The organism is Nocardioides furvisabuli, assembly GCF_021083185.1.
Taxonomy (GTDB): Bacteria; Actinomycetota; Actinomycetes; order Propionibacteriales; family Nocardioidaceae; genus Nocardioides; species Nocardioides furvisabuli.
Window position 1 is genome coordinate 333,476 of record NZ_JAIGQB010000003.1, and the last position, 17,751, is coordinate 351,226.

General features: G+C 73.0%; 16 protein-coding genes. 10 read left to right on the top strand and 6 right to left on the bottom strand.

Annotation, left to right across the window (positions count from 1 at the left end):
* Positions 1–21 precede the first annotated feature (21 nt).
* Entirely contained in the window at positions 22–423 is a 402-nt protein-coding gene (locus K4G59_RS08035; protein WP_231250438.1) for a tetratricopeptide repeat protein, read from the bottom strand.
* Positions 424–570: 147 nt separating this feature from the next.
* Between K4G59_RS08035 and K4G59_RS08040 the strand changes: the two genes are divergently transcribed.
* The 6 genes from K4G59_RS08040 (at position 571) to K4G59_RS08065 (ending at position 5,374) form a co-directional block, all read left to right on the top strand.
* On the top strand, positions 571–1,737 hold the full coding sequence (locus tag K4G59_RS08040) for an LLM class flavin-dependent oxidoreductase (protein ID WP_231250439.1): 1,167 nt from the start codon (positions 571–573) through the stop codon (positions 1,735–1,737).
* A complete protein-coding gene (locus K4G59_RS08045; protein WP_231250440.1) occupies positions 1,734–2,402 on the top strand; it encodes an FMN reductase in 669 nt (222 codons plus the stop codon). The genes K4G59_RS08040 and K4G59_RS08045 overlap by 4 nt, the downstream gene beginning before the upstream one ends.
* Complete coding sequence (locus K4G59_RS08050) at positions 2,399–3,202, top strand: SCO6745 family protein (protein ID WP_231250441.1); 804 nt, start codon at positions 2,399–2,401, stop codon at positions 3,200–3,202. Before K4G59_RS08045 ends, K4G59_RS08050 begins: the two co-directional genes overlap by 4 nt.
* A 173-nt stretch (positions 3,203–3,375) precedes the next feature.
* Positions 3,376–3,735, top strand: coding sequence for a PRC-barrel domain-containing protein (locus tag K4G59_RS08055; protein ID WP_231250442.1), 360 nt, complete (start codon positions 3,376–3,378; stop codon positions 3,733–3,735).
* Between the two features lie 136 nt (positions 3,736–3,871).
* A complete protein-coding gene (locus K4G59_RS08060) occupies positions 3,872–4,297 on the top strand; it encodes a VOC family protein (RefSeq protein WP_231250443.1) in 426 nt (141 codons plus the stop codon).
* An 81-nt stretch (positions 4,298–4,378) separates the two neighbouring features.
* The gene (locus K4G59_RS08065; RefSeq protein WP_231250444.1) at positions 4,379–5,374 is read left to right on the top strand and encodes a methanogen output domain 1-containing protein; all 996 of its coding nucleotides are present in this window, start codon (positions 4,379–4,381) and stop codon (positions 5,372–5,374) included.
* A gap of 14 nt (positions 5,375–5,388) precedes the next feature.
* Here K4G59_RS08065 and K4G59_RS08070 read toward each other — a convergent pair whose 3' ends face one another.
* Together K4G59_RS08070 and K4G59_RS08075 are read right to left on the bottom strand one after the other, a co-directional pair.
* Positions 5,389–6,885 carry an SDR family NAD(P)-dependent oxidoreductase gene (locus K4G59_RS08070; RefSeq protein WP_231250445.1) on the bottom strand — a complete coding sequence of 499 codons (1,497 nt, stop codon included), beginning with the start codon at positions 6,883–6,885 and terminating at the stop codon, positions 5,389–5,391.
* Between the two features lie 138 nt (positions 6,886–7,023).
* The gene (locus K4G59_RS08075) at positions 7,024–7,674 is read right to left on the bottom strand and encodes a response regulator transcription factor (RefSeq protein ID WP_231250446.1); all 651 of its coding nucleotides are present in this window, start codon (positions 7,672–7,674) and stop codon (positions 7,024–7,026) included.
* A gap of 61 nt (positions 7,675–7,735) precedes the next feature.
* Between K4G59_RS08075 and K4G59_RS08080 the strand changes: the two genes are divergently transcribed.
* From K4G59_RS08080 to K4G59_RS08095, 4 genes are read left to right on the top strand one after another with little or no spacing between them, the layout of a single operon-like run.
* The gene (locus K4G59_RS08080) at positions 7,736–8,623 is read left to right on the top strand and encodes an ABC transporter ATP-binding protein (protein WP_231250447.1); all 888 of its coding nucleotides are present in this window, start codon (positions 7,736–7,738) and stop codon (positions 8,621–8,623) included.
* Positions 8,620–9,312, top strand: a complete 693-nt coding sequence (locus K4G59_RS08085; RefSeq protein WP_231250448.1) for an ATP-binding cassette domain-containing protein — start codon at positions 8,620–8,622, stop codon at positions 9,310–9,312. Before K4G59_RS08080 ends, K4G59_RS08085 begins: the two co-directional genes overlap by 4 nt.
* Positions 9,313–9,368: 56 nt before the next feature.
* Entirely contained in the window at positions 9,369–11,669 is a 2,301-nt protein-coding gene (locus K4G59_RS08090) for a hypothetical protein (protein ID WP_231250449.1), read from the top strand.
* Positions 11,666–14,746, top strand: a complete 3,081-nt coding sequence (locus K4G59_RS08095) for an FtsX-like permease family protein (RefSeq protein ID WP_231250450.1) — start codon at positions 11,666–11,668, stop codon at positions 14,744–14,746. The genes K4G59_RS08090 and K4G59_RS08095 overlap by 4 nt, the downstream gene beginning before the upstream one ends.
* A 44-nt stretch (positions 14,747–14,790) precedes the next feature.
* Here K4G59_RS08095 and K4G59_RS08100 read toward each other — a convergent pair whose 3' ends face one another.
* The 3 genes from K4G59_RS08100 to K4G59_RS08110 all read right to left on the bottom strand — a co-directional run bounded on the left by K4G59_RS08100 (position 14,791) and on the right by K4G59_RS08110 (position 17,739).
* Positions 14,791–15,591, bottom strand: coding sequence for a response regulator transcription factor (locus K4G59_RS08100; RefSeq protein WP_231250451.1), 801 nt, complete (start codon positions 15,589–15,591; stop codon positions 14,791–14,793).
* 175 nt (positions 15,592–15,766) lie between these two features.
* Positions 15,767–16,600: a response regulator transcription factor gene (locus K4G59_RS08105; protein WP_231250452.1), complete on the bottom strand. Its 834-nt coding sequence runs from the start codon at positions 16,598–16,600 to the stop codon at positions 15,767–15,769.
* Positions 16,601–16,773: 173 nt separating this feature from the next.
* Complete coding sequence (locus tag K4G59_RS08110; RefSeq protein ID WP_231250453.1) at positions 16,774–17,739, bottom strand: GNAT family N-acetyltransferase; 966 nt, start codon at positions 17,737–17,739, stop codon at positions 16,774–16,776.
* Positions 17,740–17,751: the final 12 nt, after the last annotated feature.

Genomic DNA, 17,751 nt, shown 5'->3' on the forward strand with positions numbered 1-17,751 from the left:
GCTTCGTCGCCGCGTCCCCACTCAGCTGCGGTAGCCGCCCAGCAGCTCCGCGAGCCGCAGGTGCGGCTTCGCCTCGTCCTTGCGGCCCTTGCGCTGCAGGGCTCGGCCCACCAGCAGGTGGGCGTACGGCTCGTTGGGGTCGTGCTCCAGCAGCTCGGTCGCCACCCGGATCGTGCCGTCGAGCTGGGCGGAGTGGAAGAGCGAGCGCGCCAGCAGCAGGCGTACGTCGGTGAGCTCGTGCACCACCTCGCCCGGGTCGGCGAGCAGCTCCGTGAGAAGCACGGCGGCCTCGCGGTAGGCACGCTCCTCGAACAGGGCCTGGGCCCGCACCCAGCGGTCGTGGACGGAGTCCTCAAGCAACCCCGCGTGTCCGCGCAGCAACTGGTCGAACGAGGCCAGGTCGTCGGGGGTGAAGTCGGTCATCGTCGCTCCTCTCGTGCAGTGGCGCCACTCCCGAGGGTGCGCCTGTCGAAAGGCCCAACGCGGTAACGGTGCCCGGCGATTCCGCGGAATACTGGGGCTGCGACCCCTGTTGGAGATCATAGAAACTTCAACTAGACGGAGGACACCATGCAGTTCGGCATCTTCAGCGTCGGCGACCTCACCACCGACCCGACCACCGGGCGGACGCCGTCCGAGGCCGAGCGCATCGCCCTGATGACGAAGATCGCGCTCAAGGCCGAGGAGGTCGGGCTCGACGTCTTCGCGACCGGCGAGCACCACAACCCGCCGTTCGTCGTGTCGTCCCCGACGACGCACCTCGGCTACATCGCGGCCAAGACCGACAAGCTGCTGCTCTCCACGAGCACGACCCTCGTCACCACCAACGACCCGGTGAAGATCGCGGAGGACTACGCCTTCCTCCAGCACCTCTCGGGCGGGCGCGTCGACCTGATGATGGGCCGCGGCAACACCGGCCCGGTCTACCCGTGGTTCGGCAAGGACATCCGCGACGGCATCAAGCTCGCGATCGAGAACTACCACCTGCTGCGCACGCTGTGGCGCGAGCCGGTCGTCAACTGGCAGGGCCAGTTCCGCACGCCGCTGCAGGGCTACACCTCCACGCCGGCGCCGCTCGACGGCACGCCGCCCTTCGTGTGGCACGGCTCCATCCGCAGCACCGAGATCGCCGAGCAGGCGGCCTACTACGGCGACGGGTTCTTCCACAACCACATCTTCTGGAACAGGGAGCACACCGAGGCGATGGTGCAGCTCTACCGCCGCCGCTTCGAGTTCTACGGCCACGGTGCGGCTGACCAGGCCTACGTCGGCCTCGGCGGTCAGGTCTTCATGGCCGAGAGCGAGGCCGAGGCCAAGCGGGTCTTTCGCCCCTACTTCGACAACGCCCCGGTCTACGGCCACGGCCCGTCGCTGGAGGACTTCACGACGATGACGCCGCTGACCGTCGGCACGACCGAGCAGGTCATCGAGCGCACGCTCGGCTTCGCCGACTACGTCGGTGACTACCAGCGCCAGATGTTCCTCATCGACCACGCCGGCCTGCCGGAGTCGCTGGTGCTGGAGCAGGTGGAGATGCTCGGCACCGAGGTCGTGCCCGTGCTCCGCGCGGAGTTCGAGCGCCGTCGCCCCGCGCACGTGCCGAGCGACCCGCCCACCCACGCCTCGCTCGTCGCGGCCGGCGCGGACGCCCCGCACCACCTCGTCGAGCCCGCCCGCGAGCACGTCGAGAGGCTCGAGGCCGAGCAGGCAGCCCAGACCGCCGGGGTCGGCGCATGAGTCCTCGGATCGTCGTGGTGACGGCGGGACTCACCGTCCCGTCGTCCACCCGGCTCCTCGCCGACCAGCTCGCCGAGGCCACCTCGACGCAGGTGAGCGCGCTCGGTGAGTCGGTGGAGACGTCCTTCGTCGAGCTGCGCGAGGTCGCCGGCGAGCTGGCCACGTTCATGGTCACCGGCGGCATCCCGACGCCGCGGCTCACCGAGCTGCGCGAGCAGGTGGCGACCGCCGACGGCCTGATCGCCGTCACGCCGGTCTTCAACGCCAGCTTCAGCGGGCTGTTCAAGATGTTCTTCGACGCCGTCGACCCCGACTCGCTGACCGGCACCCCCGTGCTGGTCGCCGCGACCGCCGGCACCTCCCGGCACTCGCTGGTCCTCGACCACGCGATGCGCCCGCTCTTCGCCCACCTCCGCGCGGTCGTCGTACCCACCGGCGTCTTCGCCGCCACCGAGGACTTCGGCAGCCACGGGCTCGCCGAGCGGATCACCCGCGCCGCGGCCCAGCTCGCCGCGGCGGTGCTCAGCCACGGGGAGTACGCCGTCGGCGGCTTCGCGCCCGACCTCGCGGCCCGCCCGCGGCGTACGTCCGGCACGCCGGTCGAGGCCGACGTCACTCCCTTCGGCGACCTGCTGCGCGGGCACTCGGGCTCGGGCCAGGGATGAGCGTCCCGACGCCGTTCTGGCGCTCGGTCGAGGCGCTCAACAACGTCGTCTACCTGGTGCCCGAGGCGGCGAGGCACTACACGTCGATCGGGCTGAAGGGCTCGTGGATGGGCTACTTCGCGTCGCGGTCGGCGCCGATGGGCGCCGCCTCGCCGGAGCTCGTCGTCGCGACCTTCCACGGCTTCGCGCCGCACCTCGTCCACCGGGCGCTGCCCGACGCGTGGGGCTTCGCGTCACCGGCCCGGGTGCACCGCGCGCGGCTCGAGCTCGCCACCGGCGTCCTCGGCCGGGCCCTGACCGGCGAGCAGGTCGCACCGCTGGCCGACTCGCTGGCCTCGATCGTCGAGGGGCTGGACCTCGCCGGCAAGCCACTCGCCGCCGCGCACGCCTCGCTCGAGGCGCCGGCGGACGACCTCGGCCGCTTCTGGCTGGCGGACGCGGTGGTCCGCGAGTTCCGCGGCGACTGCCACGTCGCGGTGCTGGTCACCCACGGGCTGGGCGGCGTCGACGCCAACGTCCTCAACCTGGCGGCCGGTCGCACCTTCCCCGAGCAGCAGGCGCTCCGCGGCTGGAGCGACGACGAGTGGGCCGCAGGTCACGACCGGCTGCGCGCACGTGGCTGGCTCGACGACGACGGCGCGATCACGCCGCTGGGCGCCGACGCTCGCGACGAGCTCGAGGCCGCCACCGACCGCGCATGCCTCAGTGCGATGAGCACCGACGCCGTGGCGACGGCCGTCGAGATCACCGACGACCTGCGCGCCGTGGCTCGCGCGCTGCGGGCGTCGCTGAAGACCTGATCGCCGGCTTCGTCCCATCCCCGACGCCCTCCGGACGGACCGCCCACTCAGGGGAGCTCTGCGGGTCACACCCGTGGGGAGGTGACCGCGTGTCACACCGCCTCACGGGTGTGTTCGCACGCGCGGTCCGGTGGTTGCGTCGGTGGCACGAGCCAGACCCTTGGGAGGGAATCATGAGTGACACCGTGTGGAGCTACCGCGACAGCGAGTGGAGCCAGGCCCGTGACCTGATCGGTTACGACGTCGAGGCCGACGGCGGCACGATCGGCACCGTCGACGAGGCGAGCAACGAGGCGTCGGCCCAGTGGCTCGTCGTCGACACCGGCTTCTGGATCTTCGGCAAGAAGCGCGTGATCCCGGCGGGCACGGTCGTGGGAATGGACCACGAGGCGCGCAGGATCGTGGTCAGCATGACCAAGGACCAGGTCAAGGCCGCACCCGACTACGACGAGTCCGACTGGGCCGACGAGGACACCAGGGCGCAGCAGAGGGCGCGACACGGCGACTACTACACGCCGTACTCGCGCCGGTGATCAGGACCGGACGAGCGCAGGACCCGCCCCCCCGGCCAGCACGCTCGGCCGGCGTTCCGGCGCCCGTGAGCCTTCCGCGGCCCCGCGGTGGGGCCCTAGGTTCGCAGGATCACGCCACGCCGAACGGGAGCCGAGCATGTCGATCACGCTGAACCCCTACCTGAGCTTCCCCGACGCGCGGGCGCGCGAGGCGCTGGAGCTCTACCACTCCGTGCTGGGCGGCGAGCTGTCCGTGATGACCTTCGGCGACATGGGCACCGAGGGTCCGCTCGCCACGCAGGTCATGCACGGCCAGCTCACGGCGCCCGGTGGCATCACGCTGATGGGCGCCGACGCGCCGCCGGAGATGGTGCAGGTCACCTTCGGCGACAGCATGTCGGTGAGCCTCTCCGGTGGCCCGGAGGACGGCGACCAGCTGCGCTCGTGGTTCGCCGCGCTGTCCGAGGGCGGCGAGGTGCGCCAGCCGCTCGAGGCCGCACCGTGGGGTGACGAGTTCGGGATGCTCGTCGACCGGTTCGGGATCTCGTGGATGGTCAACATCGCCGGGGACGGTGGCTCCTGAGCCCCCGCTCCGTGCTGCTGCGGGTCGTCCACCCCCGTCCGGGTGCGCCACACACCGCCCGAGGCAAGGCACACTGACCCGATGGACTGCTACGTCGAGGCCGGTGCTGCGCACGCCCTTCCCGCGCTGCGGCGCGAGCTGGTGACGTACCTGCGTCGTCACGGTGATCCCGGCAGCGACTTCGACGCCGCAGAGCTCCTCATCGGGGAGGCCGTGGGAAACGCCGTGCGCCACACCGCCGGCCCGGCCTGGGTGTCCCTGCACTGGCGGGACCAGCTCCCCCTGTTGACGGTCCACGACCTCGGACCGGGATTCGACCCTGCGAGCCTCGGCAACGCGGTCGAGCCGGCGCCCGATCCGGACGCCGACCCCTTCGACTCCCTGGCGGAGTCCGGCCGTGGGCTGATGATCATGCGGGCGCTTGCACCGACCCTGACGAGCCGCGCCAGGACCGGCGAAGGCATGGTCGTCTCGGTGTCCCTGCCCGTCACACGACCGCCGTCGGTCAGCCACGACCCGCCCATGCGGCGCGCGGGTGCGCTGCCGCTCCCGGAGGAGTCGCTGCCCCAGGGTGGCTTCGGCAAGGAGTCCTTCCTGCGGGCGCTCGTCGTCCAGCTCGCGCAGACCATCGAGGTCCAGCACGGGCAGGACGCCGCCGACGCAGCGGTGGCCCAGGTCGGCACCGACGTGGGGGGCCGGATGCTGGAGGAGTTCCGCCTGGCGCAGGCCGTGACGGGACGGATGTCGCCGGAGGAGATCGGACGGTGCTACGTGCGCCTCAAGCACGCCATCGACGGCGGTTTCCGCGTCGTCGAGGCCACGGAGGAGAGGATCGTGCTCGTCAACGATCGCTGTCCCTTCGGTGAGGCGGTGCGGCAGGCTCCGTCACTGTGCCGGATGACGTCGAGCGTCTTCGGTGGGATCGCGGCCCGCAACAGCGACGAGGGGGCGACGGTGCTCCTCGAGGAACGCATCGCCCTCGGCGACGTGGGGTGCCGCGTCGTGGTGGAGCTCAGCGTGACCCGGGAGGACGCCGATCCCGCCACCCACTACTACGCGACCCCGGTCGAGGGCTGAGCCGTGCGGCAGCCTCACCAGGGGGAGGGCTGGTAGTCCTTCACGAAGCAGCCGAAGAGGTCCTCGCCGGCCTCTCCGAGCACGATCGGGTCGTAGACGCGCGCTGCCCCGTCGACCAGGTCGAGCGGCGCGTGCCAGCCCTCTGCGGCGATGCGCAGCTTCTCGTGGTGCGGGCGCTCGTCGGTGATCCAGCCGGTGTCGACCGCGGTCATCAGGATCTTGTCGGTCTCGAACATCTCGCCCGAGCTCGTCCGCGTCATCATGTTGAGCGCGGCCTTGGCCATGTTGGTGTGCGGGTGGCCGGGGCCCTTGTAGCGGCGGGAGAACTGCCCCTCCATCGCCGACACGTTGACGACGTACGCCCGACCTGAGGCCGCAGTGGTCGCGGCGGCCGCCATCGCCGGGCGCAGCCGCGAGACCAGGAGGAACGGGGCGATCGAGTTGCACAGCTGCACCTCGAGGAGCTCCAGCGGGTCGACCTCGCCGACCGTCTGGGTCCACGAGTTGTTGTCCTGCACGTCGGGCAGCAGGCCGCCCGCGTCGACCGCCGTCCCGGCGAGGTGCGCGTCGAGCGAGGCGTGCCCGGCCTTGAGTGCCAGTGCGGTGAGCGTCGCGGCGTTGTGCGCGGCCCGCGCGTGCTCGACCGACTCGCCCTCGTGGTGCGCGACGGCAGTGTCGGTCAGTGCGCCCGCGATCGCGGCGGGGTGCGCCTCGGAGATGTGGTCGAAGGTCACCAGCTCGGGGACCGAGTCCTCCGGCAACGGGAGCGACTCGGCCTCGACCAGCGGGGCGTAGGCGCCCGGCGTGCGGCGTACGGTCTGGCAGGCGTTGTTGACGAGGATGTCGAGCGGGCCTGCGGCCGCGACGTCGTCGGCGAGCGAGATGACCTGCGTAGGGTCGCGCAGGTCGATGCCGACCACCTTGAGCCGGTGGATCCACTCGTCGGCGTCGGGGAGCGCGGAGAAGCGCCGCACCGCGTCCTTGGGGAAGCGGGTGGTGATCGTGGTGTGGGCGCCGTCGCGCAGCAGGCGCAGCGCGATGTACATCCCGATCTTCGCGCGGCCGCCGGTGAGCAGGGCGCGCTTGCCGGTGAGGTCGGTGCGCTGGTCGCGCTTGGCGTGGCTCATCGACGCGCAGGTGGGGCAGAGCCAGTGGTAGAACGCGTCGACCAGCGTGAAGTCCTGCTTGCAGATGTAGCAGCCACGCGGGTTGATCAGCTCGCCGGCGAAGGCCCCGACGCTCGTCGAGACGAGCGGGATCCCCGCCGTCTCGTCGTCGATGCGCATCGCCGACCCGGTCGCGGTCTTCTCGATGATCTCGCGGTCGTGGGCCAGCTCCGCGGCGCGCTTGGCGAGCTTGCGCTCGGACTTGATCGACTTGTACATGTGCGACGCCGCGCGCTTGACCGTGACGTGGTCGGGGTGGTCGCCAGGGAGGTGGTGGAGCGTCTGCAGCACCCGGAGGGTCGTCGCGAGGTCGTCGGGGTCGATGCCGGGGTGCTGCTGGTCCACCGGGGAAGCGTACGGGCGCGGGGGCGATCCCCGGCCATCCGGGGATTCTGGAGGTTCCGGTGCGAAGTTTCGGGGGTGAGGCTCCAGCTTCCCCGGGTACCCGGGGAACGCGACGGGGAGTGAGCAGGGCCCCTGCGCTCAGCCCTCGCGCGCCGGCGACCCGTTGATCCGCACCCGGTCGGCGCGCATGCCGTGCTCCACGCCCCAGAGCACGGCCTTGGAGCGCGAGTCGACGTCGATCTTGCGGTAGGCGGAGCGGATGTAGGACTTGATGGAGTTCAGCGAGAGCAGGGTGCGCTCGGCGATCTCCTGGTTGCTCAGGCCCATGGTGATGAGCGAGAGCACCTCGGCCTCGCGGGCGGTGAGACCCTCCTCGCGACCGGGCCAGTCGCCGCCGACGAGCGCGGAGCGACCGCGCGAGGGCGACACCACGACCTGCCCGGCGGAGATCGCGCAGATGGCGTCGACCAGGCGGGAGGCGGGCAGGCTCTTGGAGAGGTAGCCCCGCACGCCCTGGTTGAGGGTGTCGCGGGTCAGCCACGGCTGGAAGTTCCAGGTGTAGACCGCGACCTGGCGCACCTGGGGGCTCTCGACGAGCCGTTGCACGGCCGGGCCGTTGCCCTGGCCCATCCCGAAGGTGTCGTAGAGGGCGACGTCGACGGGCTGCGCGACGGGCTTGCCCGCCACCAGCTCGACGACCTCGATCCGGTGGCCGTAGCTGCGCATCATCGCGTCGAGGCCCCGCACGACGACCTCGTCGTCGTTGACCAGCGCCACTCGGATCACCATGGGCTCAACGTACGGCAGTTTGTGTATCTTGAACCGGTTGTCCGGCAGAGACGGGGGAGACGTGCGGGAGAGCGCGGCCACGGTCGAGGAGACCCGCACGGGGGGCCTCGGCATCCGCTGCGAGGGTGTCGTCCACCTCTACAAGACATTCGGGGGGCACGACGTCGTCGCCCTGCGTGGCGTCGACCTCACCATCCGCCCCGGCGAGCGCGTGGCCTTCCTCGGCCCCAGCGGCTCGGGCAAGTCGACGCTGCTGGCGCTGCTCGGCGGCATCCAGCGTCCCAGCGCGGGCCGGATCTTCCTCGGCGAGGAGGAGGTGTCGCGGATGGGGGAGCGCTACCTCGCCCGGATCCGCTCGCGGCAGGTCTCCACGATGCTCCAGGGCGCCACCCGCAACCTGCTGCCCTACGCCACCGCCCGGCAGAACATCGCCTTCGCCCAGCTCTCGCTCACCGGGCGCGACCGGGACCGGGCGCTGGCCGACGTCGAGCTGCTCGACCGCGTCGGACTCGTCGACCAGGCCGACCAGGTCGTCTCCAAGATGTCCGGCGGTCAGCGCCAGCGCCTGGCCCTGGCCTGCGCGGTCTCCACCGCCCCGCGGCTGCTGCTCGCCGACGAGCCGACCAGCCAGCTCAGCCACGCCGACCGCGACCACGTGCTGCACCTGATCCACTCCCTCGGCGACGACTTCGGCACCACGATCGTCGTCGTCACCCACCAGCCCGAGGTCGCTGCGACCTTCCCGCGCACGGTGACGATGAAGGGCGGTCGCGTCGGGGCCGAGGGCCACGGCGGGTCGGAGTACGCCGTGGTGGGCGAGGACGGTGTGCTGCACCTGCCCGGTCACATCGCCGCCGAGTGGCCCCCCGGCACGCTCGTGCGCTTCGAGGACGACGAGGAGGGCCGGATCGTCGTGACCCGCGCCAGCAGCGAAGGTGGTCAGCCATGAGACCACCCCACGACCGTCTCTCCTCCGAACAACGCCGCGGGGACCCCGGGACCCGCGACCTGGTGCTCGAGCACGTCACCTACGTCAACGGCCGCACGCTCCTCGACGACGTCAGCGTCGCCTTCCCCGCCGGCCGGGTGACCGCGCTGTCCGGGCCCAGCGGCTCCGGCAAGACGACCCTGCTCTCCATCGCCGGCGGACTCCTCGAGCCGACGTCGGGCACCGCGGAGCTGGCCGGTCGGGAGATGTGGACCGGCAGCGGCGACCCGCGGCAGGAGGTGGCATTCGTGCTCCAGGTCTACGGCCTGGTGCCGATCCTCTCGGCCCGCGAGAACGTCTCCATCGCCCTCCGCGCGCGCGGCACCGCACCCGCCGACGCCGACGAGGCCGCGGAGGCCGCGCTGGCCCGCTTCGGCATCGCCGACCTCGGTGAGCGACAGGTCGAGGAGCTCTCGGGCGGGCAGATGCAGCGCGTCGCCTGCGCCCGCGGGTTCGTCGTGGGCGCCGAGGTGCTGCTCGCCGACGAGCCGACCTCGGAGCTCGACGAGGGCAACCGGAGCGTCGTGCTGGCCGAGCTGCGCGAGGAGGCCGCCCGTGGCGCCGTCGTCGTGGTGGCCACCCACGACCCCGCCGTGGTCGAGGCGTGCGACCTCCACATCGCGCTCGACGAGGGCCGGGTCGTCCGTTGAGCCGTGTCCTCCGCGGGGCCCGGAGCCGTCGGGGTGCCCTGACGACCCTGGTGCTGATGACGCTGGTCGTCGTCGGCGGTGCCGTGGTGGTGCTGCAGTTCGCCATGGCCGCCGGCACGTCGCCGTGGCTCACCGCGCCGCTCCTGCTCCTCGGTGCGGTGGCCGTGCCGAGCATCGGTGCCGAGCTCGCCGTGGCCCGGCGCGAGGAGATCGGCCTGGCCCGCCTGCGCGGGATCCACGGCCTGCGGCTGTGGCGCTTCCTGCTCGTCGAGCCCCTGCTCGCCATCGTGCTGGGCGCCGGCATCGGCGTGGCCCTCGGTGCGATCGGCACGGTCCTGGCCACCCGCTCGTGGCTCGACGACGCCGCGCCCGCGCTGGGACATACGGCCCTGCTCGCGGCCGCCGGCATCGCCGGGGTCGGCCTCCTGATCGTCAGCCTCTCCGCAGCGGCGGCGCTGCGTGAGCCGCTCGCGGTCCAGGTCTCCGCGCGCCGCCGTCCCCGACGGGCCACCACCGTGGCGGTCTTCCTCAGCGTGCTGGTGCTCGTCGGCGCCGGCGTCGCGGCCTACCGCAGCCGCGGGGCGGCGGCCGGCGAACCCGACCTCGTGGTCCTTCTCGGGCCCGCCCTCGTCGGCCTGGCGCTGGGGCAGGCGGCGATCTGGGTCGTCCGGATCGCCGCCCGTGTGCTGACTCCCGCCACCGAGAAGCGCGGCCTCGGCGCCTTCCTCGCCGCCCGCCGCCTGGCCCGCGCCGACGACCTCGTCACCCCGGTCCGTCTCGTCGTCGCAGCAGCCGTGGTCGGCTCGCTCGCCCTGAGCGGGGCGGTGGCCGTCGGTGGCTGGACCGGCGAGCAGGCTGCCGTGGAGGTGCCGGGCGCCCGCACCATCGACGTCACCGATCTAGGCGCCCTCGGCGCCGTCGACCTCACCGAGCGCGTCGACCCCGAGGGCGAGCACCTGATCGCCACCGCGGTCGTGCGCAACGAGACGCGCCTGGGCGAGCGCAGGGCGTACGTCGACGCCGGGCGCTGGGACGCCGTGGTCGCCGACTTCTACGACGGCACCCCCGCGGCCGCCGCCTCGGACGCCGTCGCCTCGGTCGACACCGACATCGCGCCCGTGCAGGTGCGGGGGGAGCGCCTCAGCGCCAGCGCGGCGGGGCTGACCGTCCCGGAGGTGCGGACCCAGCGGGGGCCGACCGGCCGGGTCGTCGCCGCCGGTGGCGGCGGGCTCGAGCTGACCCTGGCCTTCGTCACCTCGGCCAACGAGTCCGGCGCCGCGGTCCTGCGCCTCGAGGTCCCGGCCGACGGCTCCCGCGTGCGCCGCTCGGTCCGCGTGCCGGAGTGCGCCGAGGGGTGCGCGATCACGGACCTCGACGTCTCCCGGGACAGTCGCGGCCTGATCGACGGCAGCGACTTCGAGGTGCTCCTCGAGACGCTCGAGCTCGGCAGCGCGGACCTGCTCGCCCAGCCCTGGCTGCCCGACCCGAGCTCGGTGGAGTCCGCGCTCAACAGCAACTTCTTCCGCAACTACCAGCCGCCCACGTCCTTCGTGGTCAACCGCCCCGACGGGCTCCAGGTGGCCCTGCTGCCGGCGATCGCGCTCAGGCTCGAGCAGGACCGCGGCGAGGCGTCGGTCCCCGTGCTGGTCGCCGACCAGGACGAGCCGGTCGCGCTCGACCTCGGCGGCGACGACCGGACCACCGAGGTCGTCGGCGTCGCCGGCTCCCTGCCGCTGCTGGGTGCGGTGGGCGTCCTCGCCGACATCCGCACCTCGGCCGCGGGATCCGGACCGACCGTGCCCGCGGCGGAGGTGCAGGTCGTGGCCGACGCCGACACCCCGGAGGCGGTCCTCGACGAGGTGGCCGGGGCCACCGGCGCGACGTGGCGCACCCGGTCGAGCGTGCGTGACGCGCTCGGCGAGCGCTACGGCGTCGCCCAGTCCGTGGCGTACGCCCTCACCGCCCTCGCGTGCGCGCTCGTGGCGCTGCTCGCGCTGGGAGCGGGCGTGACCCGGCACCTGCGCGACTACCGCCGCGACGTGGCGTCGCTGCGCGTGCTCGGCGTGTCCACCGGCACGGTCCGGCGGGCCGGCCGTGCCGAGCTGGCCAGCCTCACCGTCCTGGTGCTGGCAGTGGTCGTGGCCGGCGGGTGGCTGGCGGTCACCCTGCTCCTCGACGGCCTGCCGCTGCTCGCGGTGCCGGTCGCCGGGCTCCCGCTCGACACCGCCCCGCACGCGTGGCCCCTGGTGGTCCCCGCTGTCCTCGCGGCCGCGGCGGTGGTGCTCGTCGGCGGTCGCGCCCGCGCGGTCCGCGCCTCCACGACCCGACCGAGCCTGCTGCGCGAGGAGGAGAGGTGATCCGGCTCTTCGGCGCCATCGTGCGCGGCCTGCGGTCCCGGGCCCTGCTCTCGGCGGGATCGGTGCTGCTGACGGCCCTCGCGATCGGCTCGGCGGTGCTCGGACCGGTCTTCTCCGAGGCCGTCACCAACTCCTACGTCGTGACCCGACTCCAGGAGTCCCCGCCCGGCCTCACCGGCCTGAGCCGCGTCCACACCCCCGACTCCGGGGTCGCGATCGAGCAGGCCGAGCGCGACGCGGTCGCGGCGTCCGACGCGCTGGCGACCGGGCCCTGGCAGGAACCGGTGGTGACGGCGCAGTCCGAGCGGTTCAGCGCGCTGCGCGGCGTGGTGACCTTCTGGTCCCGCGCCGGGGCGTGCGAGGTCCTCGAGGTCGAGGGGCGCTGCCCCGAGCGGCAGGGCGAGGTGCTGATGCTCACCGCAGACGTCGAGAAGACCGGCGCCGAGGTCGGCCGCCCGCTCCCGCTCGCCATCTTCGAGACGCCCGGCGTCGCCGCCCTCGACCTCCCGCGCCCGGGCCTCAGCGAGGTCGTCGTGGTCGGCACCTACGACACCCCCAGCACGGGTGCCGACTGGCTGATCCCCGGCCGGCTCACCAGCACCAACGAGCAGGAGAGCATCCGCGGCGGCTACCAGCCCTACGCCCCCGCCCCCCTGATCACCACCGACGACACCGTCACCGCGGTCGGCGAGTGGACGATCCGCGTCGACACGCGTCTCGACGTGCCGGCCGACCTCACGCCTGCCGAGCTCGACCAGGCAGCCGACGCAGCCAGCGCCGTGCCACCGGACACCGACGTCGAGGTCGAGGGCGGCACGCTGCGCGCCGACGACACCAACTCGCTCGCCGACGTCGTCGAGGAGGTCCGCTTCCAGCAGTCCACCGCCCGCAGCTCGATCGCCCCGGCGGTGCTGTCGCTGGTCCTCGTCGCGCTCGCCCTGCTGATGCGCCTGCTCAACGCCGCGAGCGAGCTGCGCGTGCCCGAGCTCGCGCTCGCCTCGCTGCGCGGTGTCACGGCCCGCAAGCTGTGGGGCCTGGGCCTGGCCGAGCCCCTCACCCTGCTCCTGCTCGCCACCCCGCTCGGCATCGCCTTCGGCCTCGGGCTGTCGGTGGTGCTCGTGCGCAGCTGGCTGGTGCCGGGACTGCCGCTGCCGCTGCCGCCGGCGAGCTGGGTCGCGGCCGCCCTGGTGCTGCTCGCGTCCTTCACCGTCGCGTGCGTCGCGGTGGGCCTGGTGGTGCGCGAGTCGCTCGCCTCCCAGCTCAGCGGCGTACGCCGTCCGGTCGCCGCGCGCCGCTGGTCGGTCATCGCCCAGCTCACCCTCGTCGCCCTCGCCGTCGCGACGCTGGCCAGCAAGCTGTCGGCGCGCGGACCCGGCGAGCCCGACGCCACCGACCTCGTCCTCCCTGTGCTGCTCGCCGTGGTCGCCGGCCTCGCTGCGACGAGGCTCATCGCGGTGCTCGCGACCTGGTGGACGAAGCGCTCGCGTGGCCGGTCGCTCAGCGGCTTCGTGTCCGCGCGCGCGATCTCGCGCCGCCAGGAGGGCACGCTGGTGATCCTGCCGATCACCGCCGCGATCGCGGTGGCCGTCTTCGGCGCCGGCGTCTACGACTCCGCGGCCACCTGGCGCACCAGCGTCGCCGCGACCGCCTCGCCGGCGCAGACCACCTGGTCGACCACGCTCAGCCTGTCGGAGACGATCGACCTGACCCGCCGCATCGACCCCGAGGGCGAGTGGATCATGGCGGCGGCGAGCGTCACCAACCCCGGTGCCAACTTCTCCGTCGTCGACAGCAGCCGGCTCGCCCGGGTCGCGACCTGGCCCCCGACCTGGAGCCCGGGCCGCGGCGTCGAGCAGGTCGCCGACCAGATCGCCCCCGACGGCCTCGTGCCGACGGTCGAGGGTCGACGGCTCAGCCTCACCGTCGACAACCGGGCCGACATGGACGACGACCTGTCGGTGGAGGTCCGGTTCGGCACCCGCGCCGGGGTGCCGCTGAAGGTCTACCTCGGGCCGTTCCCCCAGGGCGTCGCCACCCGCTCGGCGCGACTCCCGCGGTGCGCCGCGGGCTGTCCGCTCGAGGGCATCACGCTCGGCGGTGGCGCCGGCACCAACACCCGGATGTCCGGCACCCTGCGCGTGGTCGGCATCGGGGTCGACGGGGCGCCCGTCGAGGGAGGCATCGAGGGCGCCGGCTGGCGGGCCACCCCCGACCCGGCCGTGAAGACGTCCATCACCGACCTCCGGGAGGTCGACGGCACCCTGGAGATGGCCGTCGACACCGGCGACTCGACCGGCATGGCCCGCCTCACCTCGGGAGGCCTGACCCGCGACCGGCCCGCGCTGGCCGGACCCGGCGTGCAGCAGCGCGCCCTCGACCGGCTCGACGAGGGCTACGGCCTGATCCCCGTCGACACCCTCGGCGGCATCGGCGCCGTGGAGGGCATGCCCTTCACCGGACCTTCGGGCCTGCTGGTCGACTACTCCTCCTTCATCACCGACCGTCCGGTCTTCGACAACCTCTTCACCACCAGCGTCCTGGCCCGTGAGGGCACGCCAGCGTCGGTGAGCGAGCAGCTGTCCGAGGCGGGGCTCAGCGTCGCCACGACCCTGGCGCAGGAGCGGCAGGTGCTCGACCAGAGCGCGTACGCCCTCGCGCTGCGCCTCTACGGCGTGGTCGCCGCGCTGGTGCTGGTGATGGCGCTCGCCGGCCTCTTCGTGAGCGCGGCCGTGCAGCTCCCGGCCCGACGCCGCGACGCCGCGGCGCTGCGCGTGGTCGGCGTACCCCGTGGCGCGGTCATGGTCGCGGTGGTCCGCGAGCTCGCCGTGGTCCTCGGCAGCGCGGCGCTCGCCGGCATCCTGGCGGGGTCGCTGGCGCAGTGGGTGGTGCTGCGCACGATCACCCTCGGCTACGCCGACGACCCGACGACGCCTGCGCTGGTCGCGGCCATCTCCCCGCTGCGGTTGGTGGTGCTCGCGCTCCTCGCGGCGGCGGTCTTCGGTGCGGTGGCGCTGGGCAGCGCGTCGATGACCGTGCGCGGTGCGCGCGGGGCGACGCTGCGCGAGTCGGCGCGCTGACGTGAGCCCCGGCGTCAGGCAGCGTCAGGCTGCGTCAGGCGGCGTCAGGAGCAGCAGGGGTCGTAGCGGAAGCCGACGCCGCGGATCGTGCGGATCCACTCGTTGCCGGACGCGGCCTTGCGCAGCTTGCGGCGCAGGTTGGCCAGGTGCACGTCGACGACGTGCGTGCTGTCGGGGACGAACTCGGTGGCCCACACGGCGCGCATCAGGTCCTCGCGGGCCACGACGACGCCGGGGTTGCGCACCAGGTGGGCCAGCAGGTCGAACTCGGTGCGGGTCAGGTCGATCTCTGCTCCGGAGACCAGGACCTCCCGGGCCCCCGGCCTCAGCGTCAGGTCGTCGCAGCCGAGAGGGTGTGTGGGCGGGTAGGCCTCGCCGGTGGCGGGGTCGGTCGCCGGGTCGACGACGGCGAGCGCCACGGCCTCGGCGGCCTGGGCCGTCGCCGCGGCGGTCGACGGCGAGACGAGGTCGGAGGTGCGGGGACGCCGGAAGAGCGCGGCGACGCGCGCCTGCAGCTCGCGCATGGAGAAGGGCTTGACGAGGTAGTCGTCGGCGCCGACCTCGAGGCCGATCAGCCGGTCGACCTCGGAGGTGCGGGCGCTGATCACGATGACGTAGCAGTCGCTGACCACCCGGATCTGGCGGCAGACCTCGACGCCGTCGATGTCGGGCAGCGAGAGGTCGAGGGTGACCAGGTCGGGCTTGCGCTCGCGGATCAGGTCCAGGGCCTCGGTGCCCGTCCGCGCGACGGCGACGTCGAACCCGGCCTGGTCGAGGAGGCTGGAGATGACGTCACCGATGTCGTGGTCGTCCTCGACGACCACGGCGGTCCGTTCCTTCAGCATCAGCGCAGCTCCCCAAGTTGAGAAATCATCTACCCGGAAACGTACGGGGCCGACCCACGCGTCGAGCCGGGGCGGGCAGACGACTCGGAGCCGCTACCGATCGTAGGCGGCAGCGGCTCGGAGGGTGTGTGTTTCGCGCAACCCCGGTGCCCCGGGGCCCCGGGGCATGCGTCCCTCAGAAGTCCAGGCCCCGGGCCCAGTCCTCGGAGTCGATGCGGGCCACCAGGTAGGGACCGCCGCCTGCGCGCCGGTCCTCCTGGCTGCCCTCGCGGTCCATCCGGTAGCCGATGCCGCGGATCGTGTGGATCCAGGTGGCGTCGGAGTGCCGGCGCAGCTTGCCGCGCAGGTTGGCCACGTGCACGTCCACCAGGTGGTGGTCGTGGGTCAGCGCACTGCTCCAGATGGCCAGGACCATCTCCTCGCGGGTGCAGACCCGGGAGAGGTGCGTGGCGAGGTACTCGAGCACGTCGTACTCGATGCGGGTCAGGTCGACGATCGCGCCGTCGACCTGGACCTCGCGGCGCGCGGAGTTGATGACCAGGCCCGCTCCGGCCGAGATCGTGCTCGGCTCGTCGGCGGGCTGCGCGGGGCTCGGCACGTGGAGGGCCGAGGACGTCGAGGCGTCGTCGGCGGTCCCGGCCGAGCGGGGGCGGCGGAACAGTGCCGCCACCCGGGCCCGCAGCTCGCGCGGCGAGAACGGCTTGAGCACGAAGTCGTCGGCGCCGACCTCCAGGCCGATCAGCTTGTCCACCTCGTCGGACCGTGCGGACACGATCACGATGTAGCAGTCGCTGCTCTCCCGGATGCGGCGGCAGACCTCGATGCCGTCCATGTGCGGCAGCGTCAGGTCGAGCGTGACCAGGTCGGGTGGGTCGCCTGCCGCGGCTTCCACCGCCTGTCGTCCGTCACGCGCCGACGTGACCCGGAAGCCGGCGCCCTCGAGCGTCTCGACCAGCGCGGACGAGATGTCTGGATCGTCCTCGACGACCAATGCATGAAGATCTTGCACGTTGAAACCCCCACCATGAGCTCACAGCAGGGACCCCACGTCCCTGCAATGGCGTCGCCTGAACGACGTTGCTTGATGGTAAGGCCATACAACAATCAATGGCACCAACGGTCAGGTCCTGTGGATACGTGACTAGACCAGTTGATTTGACGGAATCTTTCGCCGCGGCTGACTCAGTGTGCGGTTTCAGTGGTCGGGTCGAGCTCGACCGCGCGATTGACCCAGGTGCTGGTCGTCACCATGCCCACCCTTTCGTAGAGACCGAGCGCTCCCGTGCGCGAGTCGGTGCTCAGCTCGGCCGTCGTGGTGCCGTGCGCGCGGGCCTGGGCGAAGGAGTCCACCAGCAGCGCCTGGGCCAGCCCGCGACGGCGCTGATCACGGCGCACCGCGAGGCGGTCGACGTAGCCGGTCGTGCCGTCGTCGGACACGAGCACGAGCGACACGCCCACTACGGTGCCCTCGGGGTCCACCACGACGCGGAGGTTCCAGGGCTCGAAGCCCGGACGTCCGGTCGTCGCTGCCTCGAAGTCCTCGAAGGCCTCCCGCTCCCGCACCGACCACTCGAGGAAGGCGTCCTCGAGCACGTCGTGGGCGGCCCGCAGCTCCTCGGGCCGTGCGGTGCGTACGACGTGGCCGGCCGGCAGCTCGCGCTCGGGGATGGTCGCGCCCTCGGGGAGCTTGAGCACCCAGCTGGTCCAGCGCACCCGGTAGCCGAGCTGCTCCAGGAGGCGGTCGCCCGGCGACCCCTGCGGCACGGGCATCCCGATGACCGGCGAGCCGACCCGCCGGCCGAGGTCCTGGAGCCAGAGCGCCAGCCAGGTGCCGATGCCGCGCCCGCGGTGGGACGGGGCGACCGCGGTGTCGGCGCGGTCGACGCCCATCAGCTCGGCGTACGCCACCAGCTCGTCGCCGTCGAGGACGCCCACCGAGCGGGAGCCGAGGTCGTGGCTGGGGCGGGCCCAGTCGCTGACGATGTCGGCCTCCTCGATCGCCACCTCGCCGGTGTCGGCCATCTCCTGCGCGGCGATGAGGAGGTGGACGGCGCTGGCGTCGGTCTTCTCCAGGGGTCGGGTGGTGAGGCCCGGGGGGAGGTCGGGCAGGGTGGACGGAGACAGGTCGGGACGGGGTCGTGCGGGCATGGAGCAAGTGTG

Bases quoted from the DNA above. Each gene is read 5' to 3' on its own strand.
- K4G59_RS08065 (WP_231250444.1), top strand. From the start codon at position 4,379: ATGGACTGCTACGTCGAGGCCGGTGCTGCGCACGCCCTTCCCGCGCTG.
- K4G59_RS08110 (WP_231250453.1), bottom strand. From the start codon at position 17,739: ATGCCCGCACGACCCCGTCCCGACCTGTCTCCGTCCACCCTGCCCGAC.
- K4G59_RS08040 (WP_231250439.1), top strand. From the start codon at position 571: ATGCAGTTCGGCATCTTCAGCGTCGGCGACCTCACCACCGACCCGACC.
- K4G59_RS08090 (WP_231250449.1), top strand. From the start codon at position 9,369: ATGACGCTGGTCGTCGTCGGCGGTGCCGTGGTGGTGCTGCAGTTCGCC.
- K4G59_RS08050 (WP_231250441.1), top strand. From the start codon at position 2,399: ATGAGCGTCCCGACGCCGTTCTGGCGCTCGGTCGAGGCGCTCAACAAC.
- K4G59_RS08085 (WP_231250448.1), top strand. From the start codon at position 8,620: ATGAGACCACCCCACGACCGTCTCTCCTCCGAACAACGCCGCGGGGAC.
- K4G59_RS08060 (WP_231250443.1), top strand. From the start codon at position 3,872: ATGTCGATCACGCTGAACCCCTACCTGAGCTTCCCCGACGCGCGGGCG.
- K4G59_RS08100 (WP_231250451.1), bottom strand. From the start codon at position 15,591: ATGCTGAAGGAACGGACCGCCGTGGTCGTCGAGGACGACCACGACATC.
- K4G59_RS08035 (WP_231250438.1), bottom strand. From the start codon at position 423: ATGACCGACTTCACCCCCGACGACCTGGCCTCGTTCGACCAGTTGCTG.
- K4G59_RS08055 (WP_231250442.1), top strand. From the start codon at position 3,376: ATGAGTGACACCGTGTGGAGCTACCGCGACAGCGAGTGGAGCCAGGCC.
- K4G59_RS08075 (WP_231250446.1), bottom strand. From the start codon at position 7,674: ATGGTGATCCGAGTGGCGCTGGTCAACGACGACGAGGTCGTCGTGCGG.
- K4G59_RS08045 (WP_231250440.1), top strand. From the start codon at position 1,734: ATGAGTCCTCGGATCGTCGTGGTGACGGCGGGACTCACCGTCCCGTCG.